The following is a 26,008-nucleotide window of genomic DNA, read 5'->3' as shown; positions in this document are numbered from 1 at the left end:
TCAAGATCGGTTTCCGCGGGGGAAGGAACACGGGCGGGGATGGGCGCGGGGGAACGCTTGCGACGGACGTGGCAGGTCCTGATGGACCACACACCTCCCGAACCCCCGGAAGAGGAACCCGGCGAAGAGGTCGATCCGCGGGCCGTCGACCTCGTCCTGCGGGTCGGCGAGCTGCTTCTGGCGAGCGGTGAGACGACCGAGCGGGTGAACGAGGCCATGCTCGGTCTGGCGCTCGCCTACGAACTTCCTCGCTGCGAGGTGCAGGTCACGCTGACGAGCCTGCTCGTCTCGGCGCATCCGGGGAAGGGGCGGTTCCCGGTGACGGGGACGCGGGCCATCCGCCGTCGTACACCGGCGTTCTGGCGGCTCACCGCGTTGCACGAACTCGTCCAGCAGGCGTCCATCGGGATGCTGGAACTCGACGAGGCCCATGCGAGGCTCGCGCGGATCAAGATGGCCCGCCCTCCTTACCCGGCGTGGTTGCTGGTCGTGTCGCTGGGGCTGATCGCGGCGTCCGGCAGTGTGCTGACCGGCGGTGGACCGCTCGTGGCGGGGACGGCCTTCGTCGCCACCCTGCTCGGCGACCGCGCCGCCGCCGCGCTGGCGCGCCGGGGCATCGCTGAGTTCTTCCAGCTGACCGTAGCCGCCGCGATCGGGGCCGGGGCCGCCGTGATCGTGGTGGGAATGGGCAATCCGGGCCAGGCCGCGACGGTCGTCACGGGCGCGATCCTGGCGCTGCTGCCGGGACGTCCGCTGGTCGCCAGCATCCAGGACGGCATCACCGGTGACCTGGTCAGCGCGGGCGCGCGGGTACTGGAGGTCTTCTTCATGATCGCGGCGATCGTGTCGGGCCTGGGCGCGGTCGTCTACATCGCGGTCTCCCTGGGCGTGCCGATCGACGTCCGGCACCTGCCCACTCCAGCGGCGTCGCTCGAACCGATCGCCGTGCTGGCCGCCGCCGGGATCTCGCTGACGTTCGCGGTGTCGCTCGCCGTGCCACGGGACGTGCTGACCGCCGCCGCCCTGGGCGGTGGGTTGATCTGGGTGCTGTACGTCCTCGTCCGCGGATGGCAGGTTCCACCGGTACTGGCGGCGGCCGTGTCCGCCACCGTCGTGGGCGTCCTGGCGAACTGGCTGGCGCGCAGGCACGGACAGCCGGTCATGCCGTACGTCGTCCCCGCCATCGGACCCCTGCTGCCGGGAACGGCCCTCTACCGAGGCATGGTCGAACTCAACACCGGCTCGCCCGAGTCGGGTGTGCTGAGCCTGATCGGCGCGGTGTCGGTGGCCCTCGCGCTCGGCGCCGGCGTCAACCTCGGCGGTGAGCTCGTCCGGGCGTTCCAGCACGTCGGCCTGACCGCGTCCGGACGCTGGGCCCGCCCGGCGGCCCGCCGCACCCGCGGGTTCTAGCGCGACGCGGACGTTCTGTCGGTGTCGGACGTTACGTTCGCCGCATGTACCGACAGGGAGACATCCTGATCATGCCCGTGTCCGAGGCGGAGGTTCCGCAGACCGTGCGCGACCTGCCTCCGGCACCGCGGGACGGCCGTGGCCGCATGGTCCTCGCGCTCGGCGAGGCGACCGGCCACGCGCACGCGTTGTCCGCGCCCGGGTCGCTGCTGCGGGTCCCCGACCCGCTCGCGCCGGACCATCTGCACCTGCCGTCGGGCGGGCGCCTGGTCCACGAGGAGCACGCCGCGATCAGCCTGCCGAAGGGCTGGTACCGGGTGATCCGCCAGCGCGAGTACGTGCCGGGCTCCGTCCGTGTCGTGGCCGACTGAAGGGGCCGGGATGCTCACCGTCACAGCACGCGAGGCCCACTACGTGGTGGGCGACTGGCAGTCGGTCGCGTTCGACACCGGCCCCGCCGACCGCGACCGGGCGGAGGCCGCCGTCGCGGCGGCGTACACGGCCGCCGGTCTGGACGCCCCCGAACGGTACATCTGGGTGCCCTCCCCCGTCCGCGGCGCCGCGGCGGCGGCCGTCCTGGCCGGGCACGGCGACACGCTGAACGCCGCGGGGCTCGGTGACCTCGTCGACAGCGCCAGAACCGACCTTGCGGGCGCCGCCGCCGGGGCGAGCGTCCTCGCCTCGGTGCGAACGCAGCCGTGGGAGACCGAACGCGCCGCGGCCTGTTCCGAACAGGGGCCGGAGCAGTGGCCGCGTGTGGGCCGAGACGGGTGGTCTCCTCTGGGACCAGGTGCAGTCCCTGGTCACGCGAGTCCGCGCCGCGATCGGGGCGGTGGCCGAGGGCGAGGGCGAGGCGTCCGCCGAGCGGACGGAGGCGGCGTCCCTCCTGCGCAGCGCGTCGCTCGACGCGGTCCTCGGCCAGCACGACGCGCCGTGGCTGGCACTGTTCGAGACGCTCGGACGGCTGGACGGCCCGCTCGCGGGTCTCGCCGAGGCGGCCCGCGCCACCGGCTGGTGGTGGCCCTACGAGCGGCTGGCGATCCTTTCGGAACGCCCGTCCGAGCTGCACCGCGACGAGCCCGGCCGGCTGCACCGCGGCGACGGCCCCGCCCTCGCCTACCCCGACGGTTTCGCGTTGCACGCCTGGCGCGGCATGCCGATCCCCCACGACTTCATCGACTCGCTGACCGGCCTCACGGCGGCGCGCATCCTCTCCGAGGAGAACGCCGAGCTGCGCCGGGTGATGCTGGAGATCTTCGGCTACGACCGCTACCTGGCCGAGACCGGCGCGCGTCCCCTGCACCGCGACGAGACGGGCGTCCTGTGGTCGATCGACCTGCCCGGCGACGAACCGGTGGTCATGGTGGAGGTGGTGAACTCCACCCCGGAGCCTGACGGCAGCCACCGCACCTACTACCTGCGCGTCCCACCCGACACCCGCACGGCCCGCGCGGGCGTCGCCTGGACGTTCGGCGTGGACGAGGCCGACTACCACCCCGAAAAGCAGACCTGACCCCACCCGCCCGGGGCAACCCAACCCCGGGCGGGCACCCGTTCCGGGTCTAGCTGTGGGTGAGGAGGGTGGGGATGCGTTCCAGGATGCCTCCGGCGAAGGTGTTGTACAGGCCGAGGGGTTCCAGGTGGACGTAGCCGATGTGGCAGTCGCATGTGTCGAGGGGGCAGGGGCGGGGAGCGAGGGCGGTACGGAACGAGTCGTCGTAGAGGTTGCCCAGGACGGTGGGGACGAAGTGGCAGCGGCGGACGGTTCCGTCGCCGTCGACGGAGATGACGGTGTCGCCCGTTCGGCAGGGAAGGCCCCGGCTGCGGTGCGGGTGGCGGCTCACCGGGAACAGGGGGTCGATGGCCGTCCAGGAGTCCGCCTCGGCGTCGCTGTAGCGGTGGCCTTCGGCGGCGTTGACCCACAGGTACGTTCCGGCGGGCAGGTCGGCGCGGAGGCGTCGGGCGTCGTCGAGGTGGTCCGGCAGCCCGACGATGCCGACGCTGAACCGCACCCCGCGGGCGTCCAGGTCATGGCATTTGCCGAGGAACCGGTCGTAGGGCACCTGTCCGGGGTGGTACGTGGCCCACAACGCCAGGCGGGTGGGGTCGGCGTCGGACGTCCATGACACGCGGTGGCTCAGGTTCGTCTGGATCGCGACGCGTTCGATGTGCGGCAGGTGGCTCAGTTCGACGAGGGCGCGCCGGTACCAGGATCGGACGAGACCCTCGCCCCAGGGTGTGAAGAGGACGGAGATCCGGTGCTCCTGGGCGGTGACCCATGCCGTGAAGCGTTCGAGTGCGGCACGGTCGGCGCGGAGTTGGTCGGTGGTGTCGCGGCGTTTGGCGAACGGGCAGTACGGACAGTCGTAGTCGCAACTGGCGAGCGGGCCCCGGTAGAGGATGGTCAGGTGTTCCATCAGCGGGCCTCGTAGGACGCCATCAGCGCCTGGACGTGTGGTGAGAACAATGCGGGGCCGATGGCGTCGGAGTAGGCGAGCCCTTCCGGTGTCAGCCGTAGCGTGTTCTCGGACGTGTCCAGCCATCCGCGGTCTTGGAAGGTCTTGAGGTCGAGGGGGAAGTCGTCCAGCGGGTCTGTGCCGAAGCGGGATCTGTAGAGGCTTCGGTCCAATCCTTCCGCTTGCAGGAGCGACTGGATGAGGTGGCGGCGGCGGCGTTCGTCGTCGTCCATCTGGAAACCGACGCGGGCGGTGGTGAAGTCGTCCTCGCGGACGTAGTCGTCGATGATGGAACGCACCGCACGCGTCTCGACCGCGTACTCGAACGAGTAGTGCAGGCGTGAGGTGTACGAGCGGGCTCCGCAGCCCAGTCCGACCATTCCGTCGGTCTGGCAGCAGTATTCGGTGCCGTTGGCGGTGTCGGAGGGCAGGCGGAACATCCGCATCGACACCTGTTCGTAGCCTTCGGCGAGGAGGTGGTCCCGGCCGATCCGGTAGAGGCCGAGGCGGTGGTCGTCCCAGTCCTTCGCGCGATGGCCGAGGCCGGTCAGTGGCCGGACGTAGAGGGGATAGAGGTAGATCTCCTCGGGACGCCAGGCGAGCGCGGCGTCCAGGGAACGGGTCCAGGTCGCGGGTGTCTGGCCGTCGATGCCGTAGATGAGGTCGATGTTGAGGGTCGGGAAGCCCACGGCGCGGATCCGGTCCAGCGCCGCCTCGACCTCGGCGCGTTTCTGTGGCCGGACGGCCGCGCGGGCCTCGTCGTCGAGGAAGCTCTGCACGCCGATGGAGATCCGGGTCGTTCCCCGGTCGGCGAGGACGGTCAACCGGTCGGTGGTCGCGGTGGCCGGTGAGGTCTCCACACCGAGCGGAATCGCGCCGAATCCCCGGAATCGGCCGGCGATGTCGCAGAGGCGTTCCAGTTCGTGCGCGGTGAGGTAGGTCGGAGTGCCTCCGCCGAACGCGGCCGTCGCGAACGAGCCGGTATCGCCCAGGGCGTCCAGGACGGCGGTGGCCTGGCGGTCGAGGGCGTCCAGATAGGCGCCGGTCAGCTCTTCGGGCGCGCCGGTGCGGGTGAACAGGTTGCAGAAGCCGCACCGCATCTCGCAGAAGGGCACGTGCATGTAGAGGAAGAGCGCGTCGACTGACTCACCGGCCCAGACATCGCGCAGTGCGGGCGGGACGGGAAACGGACGGTACGCGGTCTTGTGCGGATAGGCGTAGACGTACGCCTGGTACGGATTCACGACAGAACGAACTCCCCGTACGGGACGGTCCAGACGACTTCGTGGCCGATGCGGTGCCCGGTGTGGCCGTCCTCGCCGTACGCCGTCCCATGGTCGGAGCAGACGATGACGAAGCAAGGGCGGCGCATCAGTGCGAACAGGCGGTCGATGTGCGCGTCGATGTGCCGGAGCGCGGCGGCGTGGCTTGCGCGGGTGTCTCCGTCCGAGGGTGTGGCGCCGTCCAGGTAGAACCAGTTGGGCTGGTGCAGGGACGCGACGTTCACCAGCATGAACAGGCGACGGTCGGCGGGCAGACGCGCCATGATTTCGGCGACGCGGTCGATCTGGTTGGACAGCGACTTCGGTTCGGTCACGCCGAACTCGCGCTCCCAATGACTTTCGGCGAACAGTGACGGCAGCGCTGAACCGAGCGGTGTCAGCTTGTTGAAGAACCCGACACCGCCCACGCAGACCGTGTGGTACCCGGCGGCGGCGAGCCCGGACGGCAGGTCGGGGGCGTCGAACGTCCAGGTGCCGTCGGTGGTCGTCGCGCTGCCCGGGAACGTTCCGGCGAACAGACGCGGGTGCGGTCCGGGCGTCGCGGGTGTCGGCAGGAATCCGGCCAGCATCGCCGCGTGGGCGGCGTAGGTGAAGCTGCCCGGCGTGTGGCGGCGTTCCCAGCGGCCGTCCGGGAGAAGCCCCGCCAAGGTGGGCGTCTCACCGGACGCGGCCAGTTCGGCGGCCACGTCGTGGCGGAGGGTGTCGAGCGTGACCATCAGCAGGTCATGACTGCCGACGATGTCATTCATGTCGTGACGCATACCGTTTTCCCCGTTGTGCCGGCGAGGACGGCTCTGACCTGGGCGGCATAGGTGTCGAGCCGCTCCGCGGGGCCGCCGGGGAAACCGGTCAGCCCGGGCAGCAGGTCGCCGAACGCGTTGACCTCGCAGACCGCGAGCCGCTTCATCCCCCGACCGACGAGCAGGTCGACGCCGACCATGAGACTCCCTGGGAAGCAGGCGGCGGCCCGCTCGCACACGGCGAGGGCCCGCCGCCACCCGCCCGGTCCGAGGGCGCGTCGCACCGCGGCCAGATCGCCTCTCGCACCGCCCAGATGCAGGTTCGTCATCGGGTGACGGCTCGTCCGGGCGACCGCGTGCGTCGGCTCACCGTCGATGACGACGACCCGCAGATCGAACACGCGACCGCCGACCGTGGCCTTCGGAATCCACCGCTCCACGTGCAGCCCGTCGGGCGCGAGCCGGTCGACGAGGGCCGCGACCTCGTGCTCGGTCTCGTAGGCGCGCACGCGCAGCGAGTTGACCACGCCGCCCTCCGACATGGACGCCGACGTGACCGCCTTCACCCGGCCCGGCGCGACCTGCAACGCGACGACCCCCGACGCGGACGAGCCGTGTGCCGGTTTGACGAACACCCGCCGCTCCCCCGACTCGTCCATACACGAACGAAGCGCCGCGTAGCCGTCGACCTCCGGTAGGACGGGCGGGACGGGCACCCCGGCCGCGCTGAGACGGGCATGCGCGAGCCGCTTGTCGAACATGACCGCGATCTCCCCGACATCGCCGAGAAGCCGCGCCCCCGCGGCCGACGCCGCCGCCGACAGCCGTCCGAGGGCCGTCGTGAACGTCCGGTACCAGCGCGCTCCGCCCCCGACCCGGGCCGGGTCGCCCGGGCCGCGCAACAGCGCGTCGGCCTCCGGGTCCTCCCCCGGCGAGTCGACGCGCAGCAGGTCACCGGGGCGCAGGTCGAGGTCGGCGCCGCGGAGCACGTCCGTCCAGGCGACGAGCCGGGGCTCGGGCAGCCCCGACGACCGGCATGCCGCCGCGAACAACGCGGGACGCCGGTCGCCGGGGGTGCCGACGACAACGAACGTCACTCCGACACCGCGACGAACCGCCAGTCGTCGTCCGGCTTCTCCTGCTCGTCCAGGTCGACCTCGACGTCGGGCAGCGCCGCCTTGACCCGCTCCACCATGGCGTCCGACAGGAAGTGGTGGTGCAGGTCGAGCTCGCGCAGATGGGTCAGCGGCTGACCGGACAGCAGCGCCTCGGCCCCCTGGTCGGTGAGGATCCCCATCGCGAGGCTGAGCGACTCCAACCGGGCCACGACGGGCGCGCCCGCGACCGCCGCCGCGATCTCGTCCTGGATCTCGCTGTCCTCCAGGCCGAGATGGCGCAGGGCGGGGAACCGTTCGCCGCTGAGGAACGGCGCGAGGTCGGCGACGGTCGCGTCACCGCCGTAGTTGCCGTCGCCGAGCCACAGGTCGAGATGCTCCAGGTTCGGCAGGTCGCTCGCTCCCACGGTCCGGACGACGTGGGCGGGCAACCCGCCCGACTCGAACCGCAGCACCCTCAGCCGGTCGCTCTTGATCGGTTCGAGCCGCAGCCCCTGCGCGCCGCGGACCTCGAACCGCTCCAGGCCGGGGAACGCGGTGAACAGCGGGGAGATGTCGGAGTGCTCGATCCAGGAGATCTCCGACTCCTCCCCGGTGATGTCGCCGAGGAACAGCGCCTTCAGTTTCGGGAACGACGCGGCGGCCTTCTCCAGCAGATCGACCGGGTCGGCGACGTCGTTGTCATAGGACGCGCCCCAGTAGCCGATGATCAGGGCCGTGACCTCGGTGGTGTCGACCGTCTGGAGGAACCGCGCGAACACGTCCCCGAAGGGCTCCTCGTCGTAGGAGGTCCCGATGAACCAGGCGGCCTCGGCCGCGGGCGGGAGATCTCCGGCGGGTCCCGACCCGCGGCCGTCGTCCTCGGTCTCGTCCGGTCGCGTCTCTTCGTTGAACGTGACCACCGGCAGGCCGACGTACTCTTCGAGGTGCTGGTAAACGCCCATGGGTCCCCTTCGCGAGCGAGATCGTCGGGCCCTGTCCTATCAGGAGCGACGGACAGTACACCGCGCAATCCCCGGGTTTCCTCTGATTCGCCCGCTTTGTTGGGGTCAGGACGCCACGAGCACCGATCCCTGGTACTTGTCCGCGACGAACTTCCTGACCTCGGGACCCTGGAGAAGCCGGACGAGCTTCCGCACGCGCGGATCGTCCTTGTTCTCGGGCAGCGTGACGACGCCGTTGGCGTAGGGGTTGCCCGCGGGCTTCTCGGCGGCGAGCGCGTCCTTGTTGGGGGCGAGACCCGCCTCGATCGCGTAGTTCCCGTTGATCACCGAGAGGTCCACGTCCGCCAGCGACCGGGGCAGCTGCGCGGCCTTCAGCGGCTTCACCTTCAGCTCCTTGGGGTTGCTCGCGATGTCGCGTTCGGTGGCGGTGGCCGGGGCGTCCGGCTTCAGGGTGAGCAGCCCGTTGGCGGCGAGCAGCTTGAGCGCGCGGCCCTGGTTGGCCGGGTCGTTCGGTACGGCGACCGTCGCGCCGCGCGGCACCGCCCCCAGGTTCTTGACCTTCTTGGAGTAGACGCCGAGCGGTTCCAGGTGGACGGGCGCGACGAACGTCAGCTTCGTCCCGGACTCGTTCTCGAACTCCTTCATGAAGGGGACGTGCTGGAAGTAGTTGGCCGTGACCTGCTTCTCCTTCAGCGCCGTGTTCGGCTGCTGGTAGTCGTTGAACGTCACGACGTCGATCTTCAGCCCGTTCTCGGCCGCCAGATTGTCCTTGACGTAGGTCAGGATGTCGCCGTGCGGGACGGGGTTGACCGCGACCTTCAGCGGGGCGTCCGGATCGTCGGACGCCGACGACGAGCCGCACGCGGTCAGTCCCGCGAGGAGCCCGACGGAGGCCAGCGCGACAGTGATCTTGCGTAGCACGACAGGTGCCTTTCTCTGTGTCTTCAGCGGTTACTTGTGGGTCAGGCGGCGGGCGACGAGATCCCCGACCGCCTGGACGGCCAGGACGATCACGACGAGCAGCGCCACCGTGGCGACCATGACCCTGGTCTCGAAGCGCTCGTAGCCGTAGACGACGGCGAGGTTGCCGAGCCCACCGCCGCCGACCGTCCCGGCCATGGCCGTGTAGCCGATCAGCGCGATCACGGTGACGGTCAGCCCGGACACCAGGCCCGGCCGCGCCTCCCGCAGCAGGACCTTGCCGACGATCTCGCGGCGGGTGGCGCCCATCGCGTTCGCCGCGGCGACGACGCCGGGGTCCACCTCGCGCAACGCGATCTCGACGAGCCGCGCGTAGAACGGAATGGCGCCCACCGTCAGCGGGACGATCGCGGCCGCGTTCCCGATGCTGGTGCCGACGACCGCCCGGGTGAACGGGATGATCGCCACCATCAGGATCAGGAACGGCAGCGACCGTCCGATGTCGACGACCAGGCCGAGCACCCGGTTGACCGGCGGCGCGGGCAGCAGCCCGCCGCGCCCGGTGACCACGAGCAGCACCCCGAGCAGCAGCCCGAGGACGGCGGTGAACAGCGTGGCAACACCGGTCATGACGAGCGTGTCGACCGTGGCCGGCCACAGCAGCGGGGTGACCTCGTCCCAGCTCATCGCGCCTTCTCCTCGGGGTTCGTGGGGTTCAGCACGGTCACGGTCAGGCCGGACTCGCGCAGGAACGCGAGCTGGGCGGCGTTCAGGGACGGGTCGCCGGGCAGTTCGAGCTGGAGGCGGCCGACCCGCTCACCGGCGACGGTCTCGACCGCGCCGCCGAGGATGTTGACGTCCAGGGCGTACTTGCGGGCCAGGGCCGACACGAACGGTTCGTCGGCGACGGCGCCGACGAACGTGACCTCGACGAGGGTGGTGCCGTCACGGGGTTCGGCGGGTGGCAGCGGGAACAGGTCGCGCGCCAGCTCGGAGTCCGGACGGGCGAGGAGCTCGGGCACCGGGCCCGACTCGGTGAGACGGCCGTCGCGCATGATCGCGGCCGAGTCGCAGATGCTCTTGACCACGTCCATCTCATGGGTGATCAGCAGGATGGTCAGGCCGAGCCGCCGGTTCAGGTCGCGCAGCAGGTTAAGGATCGATGCCGTGGTCTCGGGGTCGAGCGCGGACGTCGCCTCGTCCGACAGCAGGACCTTCGGACGTCCGGCCAGGGCGCGGGCGATGCCGACGCGCTGTTTCTGGCCGCCGGAGATCTGCGCCGGATAGGCCTTCGCGTGGTCGGCGAGGCCGACGAGGTCGAGCAGTTCGGCGACGCGCCGGGCCCGCTCCGCGCGGGGCACGCCCATGATCTCCAGGGGGAACGCGACGTTTCCGGCGACGGTGCGGCTGCCGAGCAGCCCGAAATGCTGGTGGATCATGCCGATGCCCTGGCGCGCCCGGCGCAGTTCGGCGCCGCGCAGGGTGAGCAGCTCACGGCCGTCGATCACGACGCGGCCGTCGTCGGGACGTTCCAGCAGGTTGACGCAGCGCAGCAGCGTGCTCTTGCCGGCGCCGCTGCGTCCGAGGACGCCGAAGACCTCGCCCTCGGCGACGGTGAGGTCGACGCCGTCGACGGCGGTGATCTCGCGGTCTCGGCCGCGGTACACCTTTCGGAGTTTTTCGATCTGAATCACAGGAAATCAATCCATGCGTGACGGAGGGCCGCCGGATGGGCGGCGGTCTGGGTGGAACGCGAGCCGCGAGCGCGGCGCACGGTCAGGGGCGCGATCAGCCGGGCATCGACCCCGGCGGGCCGGTCAACCGGGCACGTTCGGTCGGGCACGACCGAACCGGGCACGACCCGGGCACGGCGTGGTCAGGCCAGGCCGGGCGGGTACGGGCCGTGGCTCAGCAGATGGCGAACGAAGTGCATGCGCGGCTTCCGGCTCGGGGCTGGCTCGCTTCGGGGCGCGAGTCCTGGACGGGGGCCCTCAGCGGTCGCACATTCGACAACACCGCATACGCCGCATGGCCCGCGAGATCAGCGGAGGCTCATGGAACAGGCGTACGGAGGTCATGTCAGCAGTTAACCCGCTCCATGCAACTTACGCAAACCTTTTCGGGTGAGGCGTTCGACACGCCCCCGCTCTCGTACGGTCACACCAGGTGGAACCGCGGTCGGAGTGAGATGAACGCCTCATTGCGGAGCGCCGACGGAAGTGCGTCAGATGGGTGAAACCAGGCGAGCCGGACGTCTAAAGTGAGTCCAGCGTGGGGCCTTCTCCCGGGAAGGCCCCGTTGTTCTGCACGCGATTGTTCTGCTCGCAGTCCTGCCTGCGCCGTTCCGCCGGCACCGCTCCGCCGGCACGTCCATGCTCGAACCGTTCCCACCCGCACGATCCAGAGGTCCCCACCATGAACGACGACGAGGTGCTCGAGGAGTGCTTGCGACTCCTCAGGGACGGCCTGCCCGACCCGGCCCCCGCCACCTTCGACGAAGGACGGGGCTTCCTGCCGTTGGGGCTCGATATCGACGGTGACGTCGCCGTCGTCACGTTCCTCTACCGTTCGGGCGACGTCTCGTCCGGGTGCGCCGACTTCATCGAGGGCTGGACGTTCCACCGCCGTGAGGGCGAGTGGCGGGAACTCGGTGGCGGCGGCGGTTCGGCGCCCGCCGAGCCACTGACGCGCCGCTCGTCCATGGAGATGGGGCGTCACCTGCTGAAGTACGGCTCGGGCCGGACGGTCCGCAACGCCAACCGGCTGCTGCCGTGGGGCGCGAAATGGGTGAACCAGGCGCGCCTGCACGCGGCGGCGGAGGTCGCGCGGATCCGGATCGGTCAGCGGCTGCTGGACGTTCCCGCGCACGGCCACGCCGTCGTGGTGTGGGGCGCGCGCCGCGGCCCGATCGTCGAGGCCCTCGCCCCGGACGGGTCGGTCCTGGACGCCCTCGATCTCAACACCCGCCTCGCCCGCCCCGTCCTCAGCGCCGATATTTGACCGCTCATTCTCGATAGCCCTACGCTTCCGCCATGGCCAGGACGAAGGAGTTCGACCCGAAGGAGGCGCTGCGGCGCGCGCTGGAACTGTTCTGGGAGCGCGGGTACGAGGCGACCTCCATGGCCGACCTCGTGGCACGTCTGGGCGTCGCCCGAGCCAGCATCTACGCGACGTTCGGCGGCAAGCACGACCTTTACCTGAAGGCGTTGGAGCACTACCTCCGGACCACCGACCCGGCGATCGCGGAGGCGCTGTCGCAGCCGGGGCCCGTCCTGCCGCAGGTGAAGCGGCTGATCGAGAGCTATGCCGAGCAGTCGTTCCGGGGCCGGCCGAGAAACGGCTGCTTCGTCGTGAACACGGCGGTGGAGCTCGCCGCCCGCGACCCCGAGGCCGCGCGCCTGGTGGAGGCGAGCTGGACCTTCCTGGAGGCGTCGCTGACCTCCGCGCTGACCCGCGCCCGCGCGCAGGGCGAACTGCCCGAAGACCGTGATCCCCGCGCGCTGGCCCGCTTCCTGGTCGTCTTCTTCCAGGGCCTTCGCGTGCTGGGCCGGGCGCCCGGCGACGACGACCGCCTCCGCGACGCGACCCGCGAGGCTCTGGCCCTCTTCGACTGACCTCCTACCGCTCCGCCACACGAACCCTTCCACGCCGATTCAAGAACGATCGGTCTAGTATTCTGAGGAGACAGCCCATGTCGTTCGACGGCAGAACCGTCCTCATCACCGGCGGCGCGGGCGGCATCGGCCGTGCCCTCGCGCACGCATTCGCCCGCGCGGGCGGCACCGTCGTCCTCGCCGGCCGCGACGCGACCGCGCTCGCCGGCGCCGTCAAGGAGGTCGGCTCGGACCACGCCGACCACGTCGTCGCCGACGTGACCGACACCTCCGCCGTCGCCCGCATGGTCGAAACCGTGACCGCCCGGCACGGCGGGCCGCACGTCGCGGTCAACAACGCCGGGATCCTCGGCGCGACCGGCCCCGTCGCCGACGTGGACGAGGCCGCCTGGAACGACGTCCTCGCGGTCAACGTGACCGGTGTGTTCCTGTCGATGAAGCACGAGATCGCGTACATGCGGCGGCATGGCGGCGGAGCGATCGTGAACGTCTCGTCCAACATCGGCGCGCACCGCCGCCGCCCCGGCCTGGCCGCGTACGCGGCGTCCAAGGCGGCGGTCAGCGCCCTCACCCGCGCCGCCGCCCTCGACCACATCGCCGACGGTGTCCGGATCAACGCCGTCAGCCCCGGCGCCAGCGACACGCCGATGTCGCTGCTGCCCGGCGAGACCCGGGACGAGCGCGCGGAGCGGATGCGCACCGCCGCGCCGTCCGGACGGGTCGCGGACACGTCCGAGATCGCCGAGGCGGTGCTGTGGCTCGCGTCGGACGCGTCGAGCCACGTGGTCGGGCACGACCTGGTCGTCGACGGCGGCGCGACGGCCTGACGACGCTTTCCGGGGCGGTTCACCGGGCAAACTCAGTTCATGGCGCTCACACCCGACCACGACTCCGATTCCGAGCGTTTCCGCCTCGCCGCGAGGGTCACCCGGAAGTACCTGATCGGGGCGCGGAGCCTGCACGACCACATCGCCATGAAGCTGCTGGACGAAGGACCGTCCCGTGTCCTGGACATCGGCTGCGGGGAGGGCGCCCTCCGCGACGCGCTCCCCGACCCGCCGCCGTTCCGGCTCGTCGGGCTGGACGCGTCCGCGGCCCTGTTGCGGGCCCATCCGGCCCCGCGCGTTCGGGCGGACGCGGTTCGTCTCCCCTTCCGGGACGGATCGTTCGACGCCGCCGTCGCGGTGAACATGCTCTACCACCTGGACGATCCGCGCGTCGCCCTCCGCGAGGCACGCCGCGTCCTCGCCCCCGGCGGTGTCCTGCTCGCCACCGCCGTCTGCCGGAACGACAGCCCCGAACTTGCGCCCGTCTGGCGGCCCCGGCCGACCACGTTCGACGCGGAGGAAGCCGCCGAACGGGTCTGCGAGGTGTTCGACGAGGTCGAGGTGGAGCGCTGGGACGCGCCCCTGCTCACGCTTCCCGACCACGACGCCATCCGCGACTATCTGGTCGCCCGGCGCGTCCCCCGACCGGAGGCCGTGGAGGCGGCCCGGCACCTTCGCACTCCCCTTCCCGTGACCAAACGGGGAAGCCTCGTCATGGCCCGCCGTTAGGTCGGGCACCGAAAGGCACCCGGCCTGCGGCGACCGAACGACTCGTCCCCGATCCGCCGGGTCACGGAGGTGTCGGGACGGGACCTATTTCGGCGAACCGGGTGCCACACCCGGTGGGGTGGGCGAAAGATGTCCCCGGGACCGGCCACAATGTGGGGCATGGCACGACGCGGATCCCAGGCACCTCCCCCACCGCCGGACTTCGAGGAGAACATCGTCGATGTCGACGTCTCCGACGAGATGCGCGGCAGCTACCTCGAGTACGCCCTGTCGGTGATCTACCAGCGGGCGCTTCCCGACGTGCGCGACGGGTTGAAGCCCGTCCAGCGCCGGATCCTGTACTCGATGAACGAGATGGGGCTGCGCCCCGACCGCGGGCACGTCAAGTGCGCCCGCGTGGTCGGCGAGGTCATGGGCAAGCTGCACCCGCACGGCGACAGCGCCATCTACGACGCGATGGTGCGGATGGCGCAGTCCTGGGCGATGCGGATGCCGCTGGTGGACGGGCACGGCAACTTCGGGTCGCTGGGCGGCGACGACCTGCCCGCCGCCATGCGGTACACCGAGGCCCGCCTGTCGCGCGAGGCGATGCTCATGGTCGCCTCCATCGACGAGGACACGGTCGACTTCCGCCCGAACTACGACGGTCAGGAGACCGAGCCGGAGGTCCTTCCGGCCGCGTTCCCGAACCTGCTCGTCAACGGCGCGTCCGGCATCGCGGTCGGCATGGCCACGAACATGGCGCCGCACAACCTCGGCGAGGTCATCGCCGCGGCCCGGCACCTGATCGACCACCCGGACGCCACGCTGGACGAGCTGATGCGTCATGTCCCCGGGCCCGACCTGCCCACCGGAGGCAAGATCGTCGGCCTGGACGGGATCCGCGACGCCTACGAGCGCGGCCGGGGGACGTTCCGCACCCGCGCCACCACGTCCATCGAGAACGTCACGCCCCGCCGCAAGGGCATCGTCGTCAGCGAACTCCCCTACGCCGTCGGTCCGGAACGCGTCAAGGCCAAGATCAAGGAACTGGTCAACGCGAAGAAGCTCCAGGGCATCGCCGACCTGAAGGACCTCACCGACCGCAACGTCGGCCTCCGCCTGGTCATCGAGATCAAGAACGGGTTCAACCCGGAGGCCGTCCTGCAGGACCTCTACCGGCTGACGCCGATGGAGGAGACGTTCGGCATCAACAACGTCGCGCTCGTCGACGGCCAGCCCCGCACCCTCGGCCTGCGCGACATGCTGCAGGTCTACATCGACCACCGCATCGAGGTCGTCCGGCGCCGGTCGCTGTACCGCCGCACCAAGCGCGAGGACCGCCTGCACCTCGTGGAGGGCCTGCTGGTGGCGCTCCTCAACATCGACGAGGTCATCCAGGTCATCCGGCAGAGCGACGACGCCGCGCAGGCCAAGCAGCGGCTGATGCAGATCTTCGAGCTCTCCGACATTCAGGCCCAGTACATCCTGGACACCCCGCTGCGCCGCCTCACCCGGTACGACCGGCTCGAACTGGAGAAGGAGAAGGAGCAGCTCGCCAAGGAGATCGCCAAGCTGACCGCGATCCTGGAGTCGGAGCGCAAGCTCCGCGGTGTCGTCTCCCGGGAACTCGGCGAGGTCGCGAAGGAGTTCGCGACGCCGCGCCGGACGATCCTGCTGGAGTCCTCGGGCCACACCGCCGCGGCGGCCGTGCCGCTGGAGGTGGCCGACGACCCGTGCACGGTGCTGCTGTCGTCCACCGGCCTGCTGGCCCGCACCCAGGACGCCGGTCCGCTGCCCGACAGCGGCCCCCGCGCCGCGCATGACGTGCTGACGTCCGTCGTGCCCACCACGGTCCGGGCGCAGGTCGGCGCGGTGACGTCGCTGGGCCGGATGGTCCGTATCGACGTCCTCGACCTGCCAGGGCTGCCGCCCTCGGCGTCACCGCCGTCGCTGGCGGGCGGGGCACCGGTCACCGAGTACGTCGATCTGGAGCCCGACGAGACGGTCGTGGGCCTGGCGGCCGTGTCCGAGGTGGGCGGTGGCCTCGCCCTCGGCACCGCCCAGGGCGTGGTCAAACGGGTCGTCCCCGACTTCCCCGCCAACCGCGACGAGTTCGAGATCATCTCGTTGAAGGAGGGCGACCGCGTCGTCGGCGCCGTCCAACTGCTCGCCGAAGACCAGCACCTGGTGTTCATCACCACCGACGCGCAACTCCTGCACTTCGCCGCCTCGCTCGTCCGACCGCAGGGCCGCGCCGCGGGCGGCATGGCCGGCATCAAACTCGGCGCGGGCGCCCGCGTCCTGTGGTTCGGCGCCATCGACCCGACCCGTGAGGCGCGGGTCATCACGGTCTCCGGTTCGTCGTCCGCCCTGCCCGGCACGCAGACCGGCGCGATCAAACTCGCCGACTTCGCCGACTTCCCGTCCAAGGGCCGCGCCACCGGCGGGGTCCGCGCACACCGGTTCCTCAAGGGCGAGGACGTCCTACTCCAGGCCTGGGCGGCCCCGACACCGCTACGCGCCGCCGCCGCGGGCGGCCGACCGGCGACACTGAACGTGACGATGGGACGCCGTGACGGCTCGGGCGAGCGCCTCGACGGCCCCCTGACCTCCGTCAGCGGCCCCCTGGGCCCCCCGCCCCCAGAGGAGGACGAAGGCTGACCCCTAAGGACGCGGCCACGCCCGAACGCCACGCGAGCCGTCCAGCGCCCGACGCCGGGCGCTGGACCACGGGCACGTTCCGGTAGACGCGACCCACACGCCGGCCTCCCGGCTCACCGTCCGTCCGGCACCTCGCGCCTCCCCGGCCTCTCGGGAGCGACCCCTCGGGCCGCCGCCCCCGGAGGAGGACGAAGGGAGACCGCGAAAGGGACCGGCGCCCGAGCGCCGTGTGAGGCGGCCGACCTCCAGCGCCGGACCGCCAGGCCGGCGGCCGGATCGCGGGCACGCACCGGTGAACCCGGCCCGCGCACCGGCGCGACGACACCCCGGTCTCGCCATCCGTTCGAGGCCTTCGCGCCTACCCTGACCTCGGACCGCCACCCCCGGGAGGAGGACCAGGGCTGACCGCGCAAGGGCGCGGCGCGCTCGGAAGACGAGGCGGCCGGCGTCGGGGCCCGCAATGGTGGCTGGATGGGGGGCGGGTGCCGGTGAGCGCGGGCTGCGCGCCGGTGCGGCGGTACCCCGGGCTCGCCGGCCGACCGGGGGCTGCGCGGCTCCCCCGAGCGCGGCGGGGTACGCGACAATGGCGCGCATGGCGATCGAATCCTTCATGGTGCCGCTCGGGTCCGCGGTTCCCGCGTTCACGTTGCCGTCCATCGACGGCCGGACGGTGTCGCACGACGACTTCGCGGAGGCGTCGGCGCTGCTGGTCATGTTCCTGTCCAACCACTGCCCGTACGTGCGGCGCATCGAGGATGGGATCGGCGCCGTCACGGCCGAGTACGCGGGCAGGGGGCTCGCCACCGTCGCCGTGTGCAGCAACGACGTGGAGAACTATCCGGACGACGGCGCCGAGCGTCTGCGTGAGCAGGCCGAGCGGGCAGGATTCACGTTCCCCTACCTGGTGGACGAGTCGCAGGAGACCGGCCGGGCCTTCCGGGCCGCCTGCACCCCGGACTTCTTCCTGTACGACGGGCGGCGTCGGCTCGCGTACCGGGGCCAGTTCGACGGGGCGCGGCCCAAGAACGACGTTCCGTCGGACGGGGCGTCGCTCAGGGCCGCGCTCGACCTGGTCCTCGCGGGCCGGGAAGTTCCGGAGCCGCACACGCCGAGCCTCGGCTGCAGCATCAAATGGAAGCCCGAGGACGACCCGGCGTAATTTCAGCGCGGTAACTACACCGCGTGGACCACACCGGGCGAATTACGCCGGAGGGGCTTCGCCCTGGCTCGGACGCGGCAACATCGCCGGAGCTGTCTCCAGCACGCCTCATGCCCCCGATGCAGCTTCCAGGCCAGAGGAAGTCCGGTGGACCGCCGTTGACGCCGCCGTAGTGCTAGAAAGCGCGTCCAACCACACCGTGTGGAGCACGGCGGGCGAACTACGCCGGTGTGGCTTCGCCCTGGCGGGGGCGTGGCAACGTCGCCAGGTCGTGTCCCTGGCGCACCTCATGCACCCGATGCAGTTCGGCGGACGCCGCCAGGGCCTCAAGGAGGTCCGGCGGGCCGCCGTCCACGCTGTCGTAGTGCCAGAAGCGGACGAGTCGCTCGCCGTCGGGGCCCGGGTCGAAATGGCCCCGGTCGAAGCAACCGGCGAGGGCCATGCGGACGATGACGGGCTCACCGTCGTCCAGCTGCGTCACGTAGGTCGCCGCGTCGATGAGACCGATGGCGGCGCGGGCGTTGCGGCCGTCGTCACACGGGTCCGGACGGTTGATCCGCCATTGCGCGTACGGGCGCAGGTACTGCGCGATCATGCGGGTTCTGAGCACGGTCCTCATGCTCGGGGCACCGAAGCGGCCGCGCGCGGGAGTTGACCGAGGTCTTGCCGCCCGATGATCGACGATCAACCCCGTGACCATGCAGAACGCGCCCTCGCGCACCGGTCGGGTGCGCGAGGGGCCGGTCAGACGTCGATGCGTTCGGCGTCGAGTTCCGAGGCGCCGGCGGTGATGAACGCGCGCCGCGGGGCAACATCGCTGCCCATCAGCAGCTCGAAGATCTTGGACGCCTCGTCGGCGTCCTCGACACGGATCCGGCGCAGCATGCGGTAACGCGGGTCCATGGTGGTCTCCGCGAGCTGGTCGGCGTCCATCTCACCGAGGCCCTTGTAGCGCTGGACGGGCTCCTTCCAGCGCTGGCCCTTGCGCTCGAACTCCACCAGCTTGCGGGTCAACTCGCCGTCGCTGTAGCAGTAGACGTACTTGTCCTGCCCCTTCTTCGGCTTGACCAGCTCGATGCGGTGCAGCGGCGGGACGGCGGTGTAGACGCGGCCCTCCTCCAGCATCGGCCGCATGTAGCGGTACAGCAGGGTGAGCAGCAGGGTACGGATGTGGGAGCCGTCGACGTCGGCGTCCGCCATCAGGATGATCCGGCCGTACCGGGAGGCGTTGATGTCGAAGGTACGGCCCGAACCGGCGCCGATGACCTGGATGATCGCGGCGCACTCGGCGTTCTTGAGCATGTCGGCGACGGACGCCTTCTGCACGTTGAGGATCTTGCCGCGGATCGGCAGCAGCGCCTGGAACTCGGAGTCGCGGGCGAGTTTGGCGGTGCCGAGCGCCGAGTCGCCCTCGACGATGAACAGCTCGCTGCGGTCGTCGGTGGCGCGGCAGTCGACGAGCTTGGCCGGCAGCGCCGAGTTCTCGAGCGCGTTCTTGCGGCGCTGGTTGTCGCGCTGGGTGCGGGCGGCGATACGGGTCTTGGCGGCCCCGGCGACCTTCTCCAGGACGGCCCGCAACGGCTGCTTGCGCCCGCGCGACGGGTTCTCGAAGACCGCGCGCAGCTCCCGCAGGACGACCTGGGAGACGATGCGGGTGGCGGCGGAGGTGCCGAGGACCTCCTTGGTCTGACCCTCGAACTGCGGCTCGGGCAACCGGACCGTCACCACCGCGGTGAGGCCCTCCAGGACGTCCTCCTTGACGACGTCCTCGTCGCCGTTCTTCAGCAGCTTGGTGGCGCGGAGCTGCTCGTTGAGCACCTTCAGCACGGCCCGCTCGAAGCCGCGCACATGGGTGCCGCCCTTCGGGGTGGCGATCACGTTGACGAACGACTTGGTGACCGTGTCGTAGCCGGTGCCCCACCGCATCGCGACGTCGACCTCGAGATCGCGTTCGACGTCGGTGGGCGTCAGGTGCCCCTGGTCGTCCAGGACGGGAACGGTCTCGGTGAAGTGGCCGCGCCCCTGGAGCCGCAGCACGTCGACGATGGGGGCGTCCTTGGTCAGGTAGGCGCAGTACTCGCTGATGCCGCCGTCGAACCGGAACGTCTCGTCGACGGTCTCCTCACCGCGCTCGTCCCGGACGTCGATGGTGAGCCCCGGGATGAGGAACGCGGTCTGCCGCATCCGGTCGAGGACGAGGGCCTGGTCGACCGTGGCGTCCTTCAGGAAGATCTGCTGGTCGGGCCAGAAGCGGGTCCGGGTGCCGGTGACCTTCCTGGCGACCTTGCGGACCTGCCGGAGGCCGGACTTCTTCCGGAAGCGGGCGTTCGGACGGCCGTCGTCGGCGAACTCGCCGGGCAGCCCGCGGCGGAAACTGATCGCGTGGGTGTGCCCGTCGCGGTCGACCTCCACGTCCAGCCGGGCGGAGAGCGCGTTGACCACGGACGCGCCGACACCGTGCAGGCCACCGGACGCCGTGTAGGACACCCCGCCGAACTTGCCGCCCGCGTGCAGCCGCGTCATGACCAGCTCGACGCCGGGCAGGCCTGTCTTCGGCTCGATGTCGACCGGGATGCCGCGGCCGTTGTCGGCCACCTCGAAGGACCCGTCGGCGTGCAACGTCACGCTGATGTGCGTGCAGTGGCCCGCCAGGGCCTCGTCGACGCTGTTGTCGACGATCTCCCACAGGCAGTGCGCGAGGCCCCGACTGTCGGTCGACCCCACGTACATGCCGGGTCGCTTGCGCACGGCCTCCAGGCCCTCCAGCACCGACAGGTGCCGGGCGGAGTAGCCGTGCGGGTCTTCGGTGGTGGCTTCTGCGGTAGCGGCGGTCAACGTGCCTGTGCTCCTCGGGGGTCGGACGGTCGGCAGAAGAGTACCCCCGGGCACCGACAGTCCTCCGAAAGGCTCGCCGCCACGGACGTTCCAGCGCGCCCGCACGGCGAAATCCGACCCTTGGCAGGCTACCCCGATCGGCCCCGCCCCGGTCGCCGGTCGCGGATCACGGTCCGCCACGGCCGTCCGGCCGCCCTTCCGACGACTGATCACACGCGAACGGTCACGCGTCCGGCCGCATCGTACCGCCTAATGTGATGTCGGTCACTTATTGGGCCATTCTGCTGTGGGCGTACGAAGAACCAGGTTGGGAACGTCGGCGTCGGGTTAGATGTTGTCCTAAGTACCGACCCCGAGCATGAGGAAGGTGCCGTGACTGGAGCCCTTGCCCCAACCAAGCCGTTGACCGATGCGACCGCTGCGGCGCTCAGGCCTACGTCCGTGCAGTCCTTGTAGGCGGCGGCGACCTTCTGTTCTGCGCCCACCACGGACGCAAGTACGCAGAGGCCCTCCGCGCCAACGGGGCCGACATTCAGGACGAGACCGACCGGCTCAACGAAACCCCGGCCACCGCCCCCAACGACGAGCGGTGATCCCCATATAGCAGGAGCCACGAACGGCGGCCACCGGAAACGGTGGCCGCCGTTCGCATTTCACCACTCGCCAAGCCAATCGGACCCGACTACATAACGCTATTGATCGACAGCGAACCGTAGCGAGAAACGCCCCGTCCAGTGACGCGGACCACCAAGTTCGCCAAACCGTCACCCACTGGTGACATTCTTCACCCCATTACGCACAAGTCACTGTCCACCCGGGCATGACCACCCTGATGACCACGACGATGACCCCCGTCCCGGTGCGCCACCAAAGCACCGCATCCCGCCCGAACCACACGGCCTCTCCCTAGCCAACACCTGACGAGACGCCGCCTGATCTCACCACGGCTCTGGAAACCGCGCAGCCGGGCCCCAGTCCCTGGAGAGTGCGTCCGACGCGCCCAGCGCCATCTCAGCGCCCATGAGCTGCGGCGGGTGCTCGAGTGGGTGGGAGACGTGGGTGGTCAGGAAGGGTGGGTGTTGACGCGTGTACGGAACAGGGCCCCTCCGGTGGGAGGGGCCCTGTTGCGTGGTGCCGGGTGTGATCAGTCGAGGTAGTCGCGGAGGACCTGCGAGCGGGACGGGTGGCGGAGCTTCGACATGGTCTTGGACTCGATCTGGCGGATGCGTTCCCGGGTCACCCCGTACACCTTGCCGATCTCGTCCAGGGTCTTCGGCTGGCCGTCGGTGAGGCCGAACCGCATCGACACCACGCCGGCCTCACGTTCGCTGAGCGTGTCCAGGACGGAGTGGAGCTGCTCTTGGAGGAGCGTGAAGCTGACCGCGTCCGCCGGGACGATGGCCTCGGAGTCCTCGATGAGGTCACCGAACTCGCTGTCGCCGTCCTCGCCGAGCGGGGTGTGCAGGGAGATGGGCTCGCGGCCGTACTTCTGGACCTCGACGACCTTCTCCGGGGTCATGTCGAGTTCCTTGGCGAGCTCCTCCGGGGTGGGCTCGCGGCCCAGGTCCTGGAGCATCTGGCGCTGCACGCGGGCCAGCTTGTTGATGACCTCGACCATGTGCACCGGGATGCGGATGGTGCGGGCCTGGTCGGCCATGGCGCGGGTGATCGCCTGCCGGATCCACCAGGTGGCGTACGTGGAGAACTTGTAGCCCTTGGTGTAGTCGAACTTCTCCACGGCGCGGATCAGGCCGAGGTTGCCCTCCTGGATCAGGTCCAGGAACAGCATGCCGCGGCCGGTGTAGCGCTTGGCCAGCGACACCACCAGTCGGAGGTTGGCCTCCAGGAGGTGGTTCTTGGCGCGGCGGCCGTCCTCGGCGATCCACTCGAAGTCCTCCAGGTCCTCCTCGGACATGGCGGACGCGGCGACGGCGAGGCGTTCCTCGGCGAACAGGCCGGCCTCGATGCGCTTGGCGAGTTCGACCTCCTGCTCGGCGTTGAGCAGGGGTACCTTGCCGATCTGCTTGAGGTAGTCCTTGACCGGGTCGGCGGTGGCGCCCGCGGCCGCGATCTGCTGCGCGGGGGCGTCCTCGTCGTCGTCGCCGAGGGTGAAGCCCTCCTCCTCGTTGGCGGCGCCCTCGGTCGGCTTGCCGGTGGGCGCGGCCTTCGCGGCGGGCGCGGCGGCGGCCTCGTCGTCGTCGGGGGCGTCCACGACCTCGGCGGCCGTGTCGTCCTCCAGGTCGACGTCGAGGTCGGCGAGGTCGGCGTCGATGTCGACGTCCACATCGTCCTCGACCTCGGGGTCGTCGGAGGCCTTCTTGGCGTCGGGCTTGGCCGGGACGGCCGCCTTGGCGGCCTGCGCCACGCCCTTCTTGGCGGGCGCGGCCTTCTTGGACTTGGCGCCCTTGGCGGGCGCGGCCTTCTTCGGCGTGGGTTTGACGGCCGCGGGGCGCGGCTCGGCCGCGATCTCCTCGGCGCCCCCGGGGACCGCGTCGTCGCCGACGACCGCGGTCACCGTGTCGGGCTGCTCCTTGGCCGCCGCGGCGGTCTTGGGCCTGCGCACCGGTTGCGACGCGCGTTTGCGCGAACGCTTGGGCGCCGCGGAGTCGGCAGCGCTCACCATGACGGTCACACCCTCCTTGCTGAGGCTCCGCAGAATGCTGGAGGCCGCAGACACGGGGATGTCGGCCTCCTCGAACGTACGTCGTACGTCGTCGGCTTCGAGGCGATTGCCCTGGGACCGTCCACGCTCGATCAGTTGCGCGATGACGTGATCGTGCAGATCTGACGCTTTCGAGGTCGAGCTAGCAGGCGACACAAATACCTCTCGAACGAACGTGTGGCTTGGCTGACCCAAGTGCCCTGATGGGCCCGGCCTCACACTGGGTGGGACCACACACGGAACGGACCTCCCGGTGCGGGACCGCAGCGTACCCGCTCTCTTTGGGTCAAGCATTCTGGCACTGCTGCGCATTCCGCCTGTGAAGTCCTACCCGGTAACTCTCCACCTTAGAGGGCCCGGGACGGTCCTTCGAACGTGCTCCGCCGTCTTCGCGTCGTCTCCGGCGCGTTTCAGGCGAACTTGGGCGGGACGTGCAGAGCAAGCACGGTCACATCGTCTACCTGCTCATACCCGGCAAGCATCCGATCGACCAGGAAGTCGACGAGTCTCTCGGGATCTCCTACCACTTCAGGTGGGGCGTCCGCCGCGACGGCGACAAGCTCCTCCAGCCCTGCGTCCACCCCACGCCTACGGTTCTCCACAAGTCCATCGGAATAGAACACCACAGTGTTGCCGGTCTCGATGGAAAAACTTGTCTGCTGTCGCTGACTCGGCCAGCCGAGGGGCGTGCCGGGCTCCCGGGCGCTGACCCGCGCGGGCGCGTCCGGGGAGATCAGGAGGGGTGGCGGGTGACCGGCGTTGCTGAACTCGCCGTGCCCGGTCTCGGGGTCGATGACCGCGTAGGCGACGGTGGTGAACTGTTCCTCGTCCTCGGTGGCGCTGAACAGGCGGTCGAGCCCGGCCAGGACCGCGGCGGGACGCGAATCGTTCAGCGCGAGCGCCCGGAGGGCGTTGCGGACGCGTCCCATACCGGCCGCGGCGAGGACGCCCTTGCCCATGACGTCGCCGACGGCCATGGCGAGCCGGTCGTCGGGGAGCCGGAACACGTCGTACCAGTCGCCGCCGACCTGGACGTGACGGGTCGCGGGGTTGTAGCGGGCGGCCAGCACCATGCTGGGCAGCTGGGGCAGGTCGCTCGGCAACAGGCTGCGCTGGAGTTCCTCGGCCGTCCGGTGCTCGCGTTCGAACAGCAGGGCACGCTCCACGGCCAGCGCGCACTGTCCCGCGAGCGCCTCCAGGAAGACCCGCTCCTCCTCGGTGATCTCCCGGGGCCGGGTGAACGAGAAGCGCAGCGCGCCGATCGGGGCGCCCGCCGCGAGCAGCGGCAGGCCCACCCAGGCGCGTTCCTCGATGTGCTGGGCGAACAGGTCACGCTCGCCGTGGCCGAGTTGCAGGCGCAGGCTGTCGGGATGCTCGGCCAGGAACGGCCGGCTCTCGCGCACCGCCACCGACATCACGGTCTGGTCACTGACCTTGATCTCGTCGCGGGAGACGGGCGCGGTCTCGCTCTCGGCGCCCGGCTGGGACGGCGCCACGATCCTGAGGCGGAGCTTGTCGTCGTCCAGGAGCGCCACCGCGGAGTAGTCGGCGCCGATGGCCGACCGTCCCACCTCGGTGATGACCTGGACGACCTGGGACACGGTCAGCGCCTCGGCGAGCATCGACGTGGCCTGCTGGAGGCGCGCCCGCCGCCGACAGCTGCTCGGTCAGCCGCCCGCGCATCTCCTCGGCCTCGCGCTGCCCGGTGACGTCGGTGTTGGCGCCGACCCACTCGATGACCGCGTCACCCTGCCAGATCGGCACGGCCCGCACGTCGAAGTGGCGGTAGGTGCCGCTCTTGGTGCGGACCCGGTAGTTGGTCTCGAAGACGCGGTTCTCCTCGACGCAGTCGCGCCAGGCGGCCTCGATGCGGGGACGGTCCTCGGGATGCACCACCGACAGCCATCCGCCGACCGCGTAGTCGTCCGGCGTCTGGCCGGTGATCGCGCGCCATTCGGGCGCGTCGTCGATCACGCCGCCCTCCGGGGCGGCGACCCACACCACCTGGGCGCTGGCCTCCACGAGCGAGCGGTAGCGCTGCTCCTTGCGGCGGATGACCTCCTCGCCCCTGCGGCGGTCGGTCACGTCCAGCGCGGTCAGGACGACCCCCAGATGCTCGCCGTCGGCGTCCTTGGCGGGCAGCCACGAGCAGGCCAGGATCCGCTCGTCGACGGTCGTGACCGTGGCGGCGGACGCGGACGGTGGTGCCGCCGAGGGCGGGGACGGCCCGTCCGTCTCGTGCGCGCCGGACGACGGCTCACCGGCCGGGACGACCAGGTCGAGGTCGCTCAGCGGACGGTTCTCGTCGATCACCTTGCGCAGCGCGGTCTCGAACGCCGTCGCCAGCGCCTCGGGCAGCACCTCGCGGGGCCTTCGTTGCTGCAGGTCGCGCACCGGCACGCGCAGCAGCGCGGCGAGCGCGTCGTTGGCCCTGCGGCAGCGCAGATCGCGGTCGAAGAACGCCAGCCCGGCGGGGGCCTCGGTCAGCAAGGTCGCGTACAGCGCGGCGTCGGTCGCATCCATGGGCTGCCCCTCCACCCCTGAGACGCGGGGATGCGGAACGGACGTCTCGGTGCTCAAGGACAACACCTCCGCCCCAGAGGGTCCCGTACCGCGCGGCAATTTTTCATCACTATGAGTGAATGGGAGCAGGCTAGCGCTCCCGCCTCC

Annotated in this window: 21 protein-coding genes and 2 pseudogenes; 10 read left to right on the top strand and 13 right to left on the bottom strand. The window is 70.8% G+C overall.

The genetic code is table 11. The features are described 5' to 3' along the window. The first annotated feature begins 81 nt into the window (after positions 1 to 81). Positions 82 to 1,410: a threonine/serine exporter family protein gene (locus BZB76_RS28630; RefSeq protein ID WP_170180799.1), complete on the top strand. Its 1,329-nt coding sequence runs from the start codon at positions 82 to 84 to the stop codon at positions 1,408 to 1,410. A gap of 44 nt (positions 1,411 to 1,454) precedes the next feature. After that, on the top strand, positions 1,455 to 1,781 hold the full coding sequence (locus BZB76_RS28625) for a hypothetical protein (RefSeq protein ID WP_121437564.1): 327 nt from the start codon (positions 1,455 to 1,457) through the stop codon (positions 1,779 to 1,781). A 39-nt stretch (positions 1,782 to 1,820) separates the two neighbouring features. Here the strand turns inward: BZB76_RS28625 and BZB76_RS36135 are convergent, their stop codons facing one another. Continuing rightward, positions 1,821 to 2,006 (bottom strand): hypothetical protein, encoded by a 186-nt coding sequence (locus BZB76_RS36135; protein WP_246007276.1) that lies wholly within the window; start codon positions 2,004 to 2,006, stop codon positions 1,821 to 1,823. 158 nt (positions 2,007 to 2,164) lie between these two features. Between BZB76_RS36135 and BZB76_RS28620 the strand changes: the two genes are divergently transcribed. Beyond that, entirely contained in the window at positions 2,165 to 2,923 is a 759-nt protein-coding gene (locus BZB76_RS28620) for a DUF6745 domain-containing protein (RefSeq protein ID WP_246007275.1), read from the top strand. Between the two features lie 49 nt (positions 2,924 to 2,972). Here BZB76_RS28620 and BZB76_RS28615 read toward each other — a convergent pair whose 3' ends face one another. From BZB76_RS28615 to BZB76_RS28580, 8 genes are all read right to left on the bottom strand, one after another. Next, positions 2,973 to 3,827 (bottom strand): STM4011 family radical SAM protein, encoded by an 855-nt coding sequence (locus BZB76_RS28615; protein ID WP_121437563.1) that lies wholly within the window; start codon positions 3,825 to 3,827, stop codon positions 2,973 to 2,975. Continuing rightward, positions 3,827 to 5,110, bottom strand: coding sequence for an STM4012 family radical SAM protein (locus tag BZB76_RS28610; protein ID WP_246007274.1), 1,284 nt, complete (start codon positions 5,108 to 5,110; stop codon positions 3,827 to 3,829). Before BZB76_RS28610 ends, BZB76_RS28615 begins: the two co-directional genes overlap by 1 nt. Continuing rightward, the gene (locus tag BZB76_RS28605; RefSeq protein ID WP_211343238.1) at positions 5,107 to 5,898 is read right to left on the bottom strand and encodes an STM4013/SEN3800 family hydrolase; all 792 of its coding nucleotides are present in this window, start codon (positions 5,896 to 5,898) and stop codon (positions 5,107 to 5,109) included. The genes BZB76_RS28610 and BZB76_RS28605 overlap by 4 nt, the downstream gene beginning before the upstream one ends. Further along, positions 5,895 to 6,986, bottom strand: a complete 1,092-nt coding sequence (locus BZB76_RS28600; protein ID WP_121437561.1) for an STM4014 family protein — start codon at positions 6,984 to 6,986, stop codon at positions 5,895 to 5,897. The genes BZB76_RS28605 and BZB76_RS28600 overlap by 4 nt, the downstream gene beginning before the upstream one ends. Next, a complete protein-coding gene (locus BZB76_RS28595; RefSeq protein ID WP_121437560.1) occupies positions 6,983 to 7,948 on the bottom strand; it encodes an STM4015 family protein in 966 nt (321 codons plus the stop codon). Before BZB76_RS28595 ends, BZB76_RS28600 begins: the two co-directional genes overlap by 4 nt. Positions 7,949 to 8,053: 105 nt before the next feature. After that, positions 8,054 to 8,869 carry a MetQ/NlpA family ABC transporter substrate-binding protein gene (locus BZB76_RS28590; protein ID WP_121437559.1) on the bottom strand — a complete coding sequence of 272 codons (816 nt, stop codon included), beginning with the start codon at positions 8,867 to 8,869 and terminating at the stop codon, positions 8,054 to 8,056. 30 nt (positions 8,870 to 8,899) lie between these two features. After that, positions 8,900 to 9,556, bottom strand: coding sequence for a methionine ABC transporter permease (locus BZB76_RS28585; protein ID WP_121437558.1), 657 nt, complete (start codon positions 9,554 to 9,556; stop codon positions 8,900 to 8,902). Beyond that, positions 9,553 to 10,563, bottom strand: coding sequence for a methionine ABC transporter ATP-binding protein (locus BZB76_RS28580; protein WP_121437557.1), 1,011 nt, complete (start codon positions 10,561 to 10,563; stop codon positions 9,553 to 9,555). Before BZB76_RS28580 ends, BZB76_RS28585 begins: the two co-directional genes overlap by 4 nt. A gap of 721 nt (positions 10,564 to 11,284) precedes the next feature. On the opposite strand from BZB76_RS28580, the gene BZB76_RS28575 reads away from it, so the two are divergent. From BZB76_RS28575 to BZB76_RS28550, 6 genes are all read left to right on the top strand, one after another. Further along, positions 11,285 to 11,869: a hypothetical protein gene (locus BZB76_RS28575; protein ID WP_246007273.1), complete on the top strand. Its 585-nt coding sequence runs from the start codon at positions 11,285 to 11,287 to the stop codon at positions 11,867 to 11,869. A 32-nt stretch (positions 11,870 to 11,901) separates the two neighbouring features. Beyond that, positions 11,902 to 12,483, top strand: coding sequence for a TetR/AcrR family transcriptional regulator (locus BZB76_RS28570; protein WP_121437556.1), 582 nt, complete (start codon positions 11,902 to 11,904; stop codon positions 12,481 to 12,483). Positions 12,484 to 12,560: 77 nt separating this feature from the next. Beyond that, the gene (locus BZB76_RS28565) at positions 12,561 to 13,310 is read left to right on the top strand and encodes an SDR family NAD(P)-dependent oxidoreductase (protein WP_121437555.1); all 750 of its coding nucleotides are present in this window, start codon (positions 12,561 to 12,563) and stop codon (positions 13,308 to 13,310) included. Between the two features lie 39 nt (positions 13,311 to 13,349). After that, complete coding sequence (locus tag BZB76_RS28560) at positions 13,350 to 14,039, top strand: class I SAM-dependent methyltransferase (RefSeq protein WP_121437554.1); 690 nt, start codon at positions 13,350 to 13,352, stop codon at positions 14,037 to 14,039. A gap of 159 nt (positions 14,040 to 14,198) precedes the next feature. After that, positions 14,199 to 16,682: a DNA gyrase/topoisomerase IV subunit A gene (locus tag BZB76_RS28555; RefSeq protein ID WP_121437553.1), complete on the top strand. Its 2,484-nt coding sequence runs from the start codon at positions 14,199 to 14,201 to the stop codon at positions 16,680 to 16,682. Between the two features lie 592 nt (positions 16,683 to 17,274). Continuing rightward, entirely contained in the window at positions 17,275 to 17,841 is a 567-nt protein-coding gene (locus tag BZB76_RS28550) for a thioredoxin family protein (protein WP_121437939.1), read from the top strand. Positions 17,842 to 18,061: 220 nt separating this feature from the next. Here the strand turns inward: BZB76_RS28550 and BZB76_RS28545 are convergent, their stop codons facing one another. Beyond that, positions 18,062 to 18,451, bottom strand: a complete 390-nt coding sequence (locus BZB76_RS28545; protein ID WP_147449586.1) for a hypothetical protein — start codon at positions 18,449 to 18,451, stop codon at positions 18,062 to 18,064. Between the two features lie 134 nt (positions 18,452 to 18,585). Beyond that, complete coding sequence (locus BZB76_RS28540) at positions 18,586 to 20,676, bottom strand: DNA gyrase/topoisomerase IV subunit B (RefSeq protein WP_121437551.1); 2,091 nt, start codon at positions 20,674 to 20,676, stop codon at positions 18,586 to 18,588. A gap of 458 nt (positions 20,677 to 21,134) precedes the next feature. Here BZB76_RS28540 and BZB76_RS36760 point away from each other — a divergent pair. Continuing rightward, positions 21,135 to 21,269 (top strand): annotated as a pseudogene (locus tag BZB76_RS36760) (DUF7455 domain-containing protein); the annotation flags it as partial. A gap of 551 nt (positions 21,270 to 21,820) precedes the next feature. Here BZB76_RS36760 and BZB76_RS28530 read toward each other — a convergent pair. Beyond that, on the bottom strand, positions 21,821 to 23,494 hold the full coding sequence (locus tag BZB76_RS28530; RefSeq protein ID WP_170180798.1) for an RNA polymerase sigma factor: 1,674 nt from the start codon (positions 23,492 to 23,494) through the stop codon (positions 21,821 to 21,823). Between the two features lie 254 nt (positions 23,495 to 23,748). Then, positions 23,749 to 25,861: pseudogene (locus BZB76_RS28525) on the bottom strand (SpoIIE family protein phosphatase). Between the last annotated feature and the right edge of the window lie 147 nt (positions 25,862 to 26,008).

Origin of the sequence: Actinomadura pelletieri DSM 43383 (assembly GCF_003634705.1) — a bacterium.
Lineage (GTDB): Bacteria > Actinomycetota > Actinomycetes > Streptosporangiales > Streptosporangiaceae > Spirillospora > Spirillospora pelletieri.
The sequence above is the reverse complement of the archived record's forward strand: the minus strand, read 5'-3'. Positions and strand labels throughout refer to the sequence as shown.

What these genes read in the sequence shown, in the direction of transcription:
- BZB76_RS28630 (WP_170180799.1), top strand. Translation starts at nt 82, where the DNA reads ATGGACCACACACCTCCCGAACCCCCGGAAGAGGAACCCGGCGAAGAG.
- BZB76_RS28560 (WP_121437554.1), top strand. Translation starts at nt 13,350, where the DNA reads ATGGCGCTCACACCCGACCACGACTCCGATTCCGAGCGTTTCCGCCTC.
- BZB76_RS28555 (WP_121437553.1), top strand. Translation starts at nt 14,199, where the DNA reads ATGGCACGACGCGGATCCCAGGCACCTCCCCCACCGCCGGACTTCGAG.
- BZB76_RS28625 (WP_121437564.1), top strand. Translation starts at nt 1,455, where the DNA reads ATGTACCGACAGGGAGACATCCTGATCATGCCCGTGTCCGAGGCGGAG.
- BZB76_RS28595 (WP_121437560.1), bottom strand. Translation starts at nt 7,948, where the DNA reads ATGGGCGTTTACCAGCACCTCGAAGAGTACGTCGGCCTGCCGGTGGTC.
- BZB76_RS28570 (WP_121437556.1), top strand. Translation starts at nt 11,902, where the DNA reads ATGGCCAGGACGAAGGAGTTCGACCCGAAGGAGGCGCTGCGGCGCGCG.
- BZB76_RS28585 (WP_121437558.1), bottom strand. Translation starts at nt 9,556, where the DNA reads ATGAGCTGGGACGAGGTCACCCCGCTGCTGTGGCCGGCCACGGTCGAC.
- BZB76_RS28575 (WP_246007273.1), top strand. Translation starts at nt 11,285, where the DNA reads ATGAACGACGACGAGGTGCTCGAGGAGTGCTTGCGACTCCTCAGGGAC.
- BZB76_RS28550 (WP_121437939.1), top strand. Translation starts at nt 17,275, where the DNA reads ATGGCGATCGAATCCTTCATGGTGCCGCTCGGGTCCGCGGTTCCCGCG.
- BZB76_RS28565 (WP_121437555.1), top strand. Translation starts at nt 12,561, where the DNA reads ATGTCGTTCGACGGCAGAACCGTCCTCATCACCGGCGGCGCGGGCGGC.
- BZB76_RS28615 (WP_121437563.1), bottom strand. Translation starts at nt 3,827, where the DNA reads ATGGAACACCTGACCATCCTCTACCGGGGCCCGCTCGCCAGTTGCGAC.
- BZB76_RS28605 (WP_211343238.1), bottom strand. Translation starts at nt 5,898, where the DNA reads ATGAATGACATCGTCGGCAGTCATGACCTGCTGATGGTCACGCTCGAC.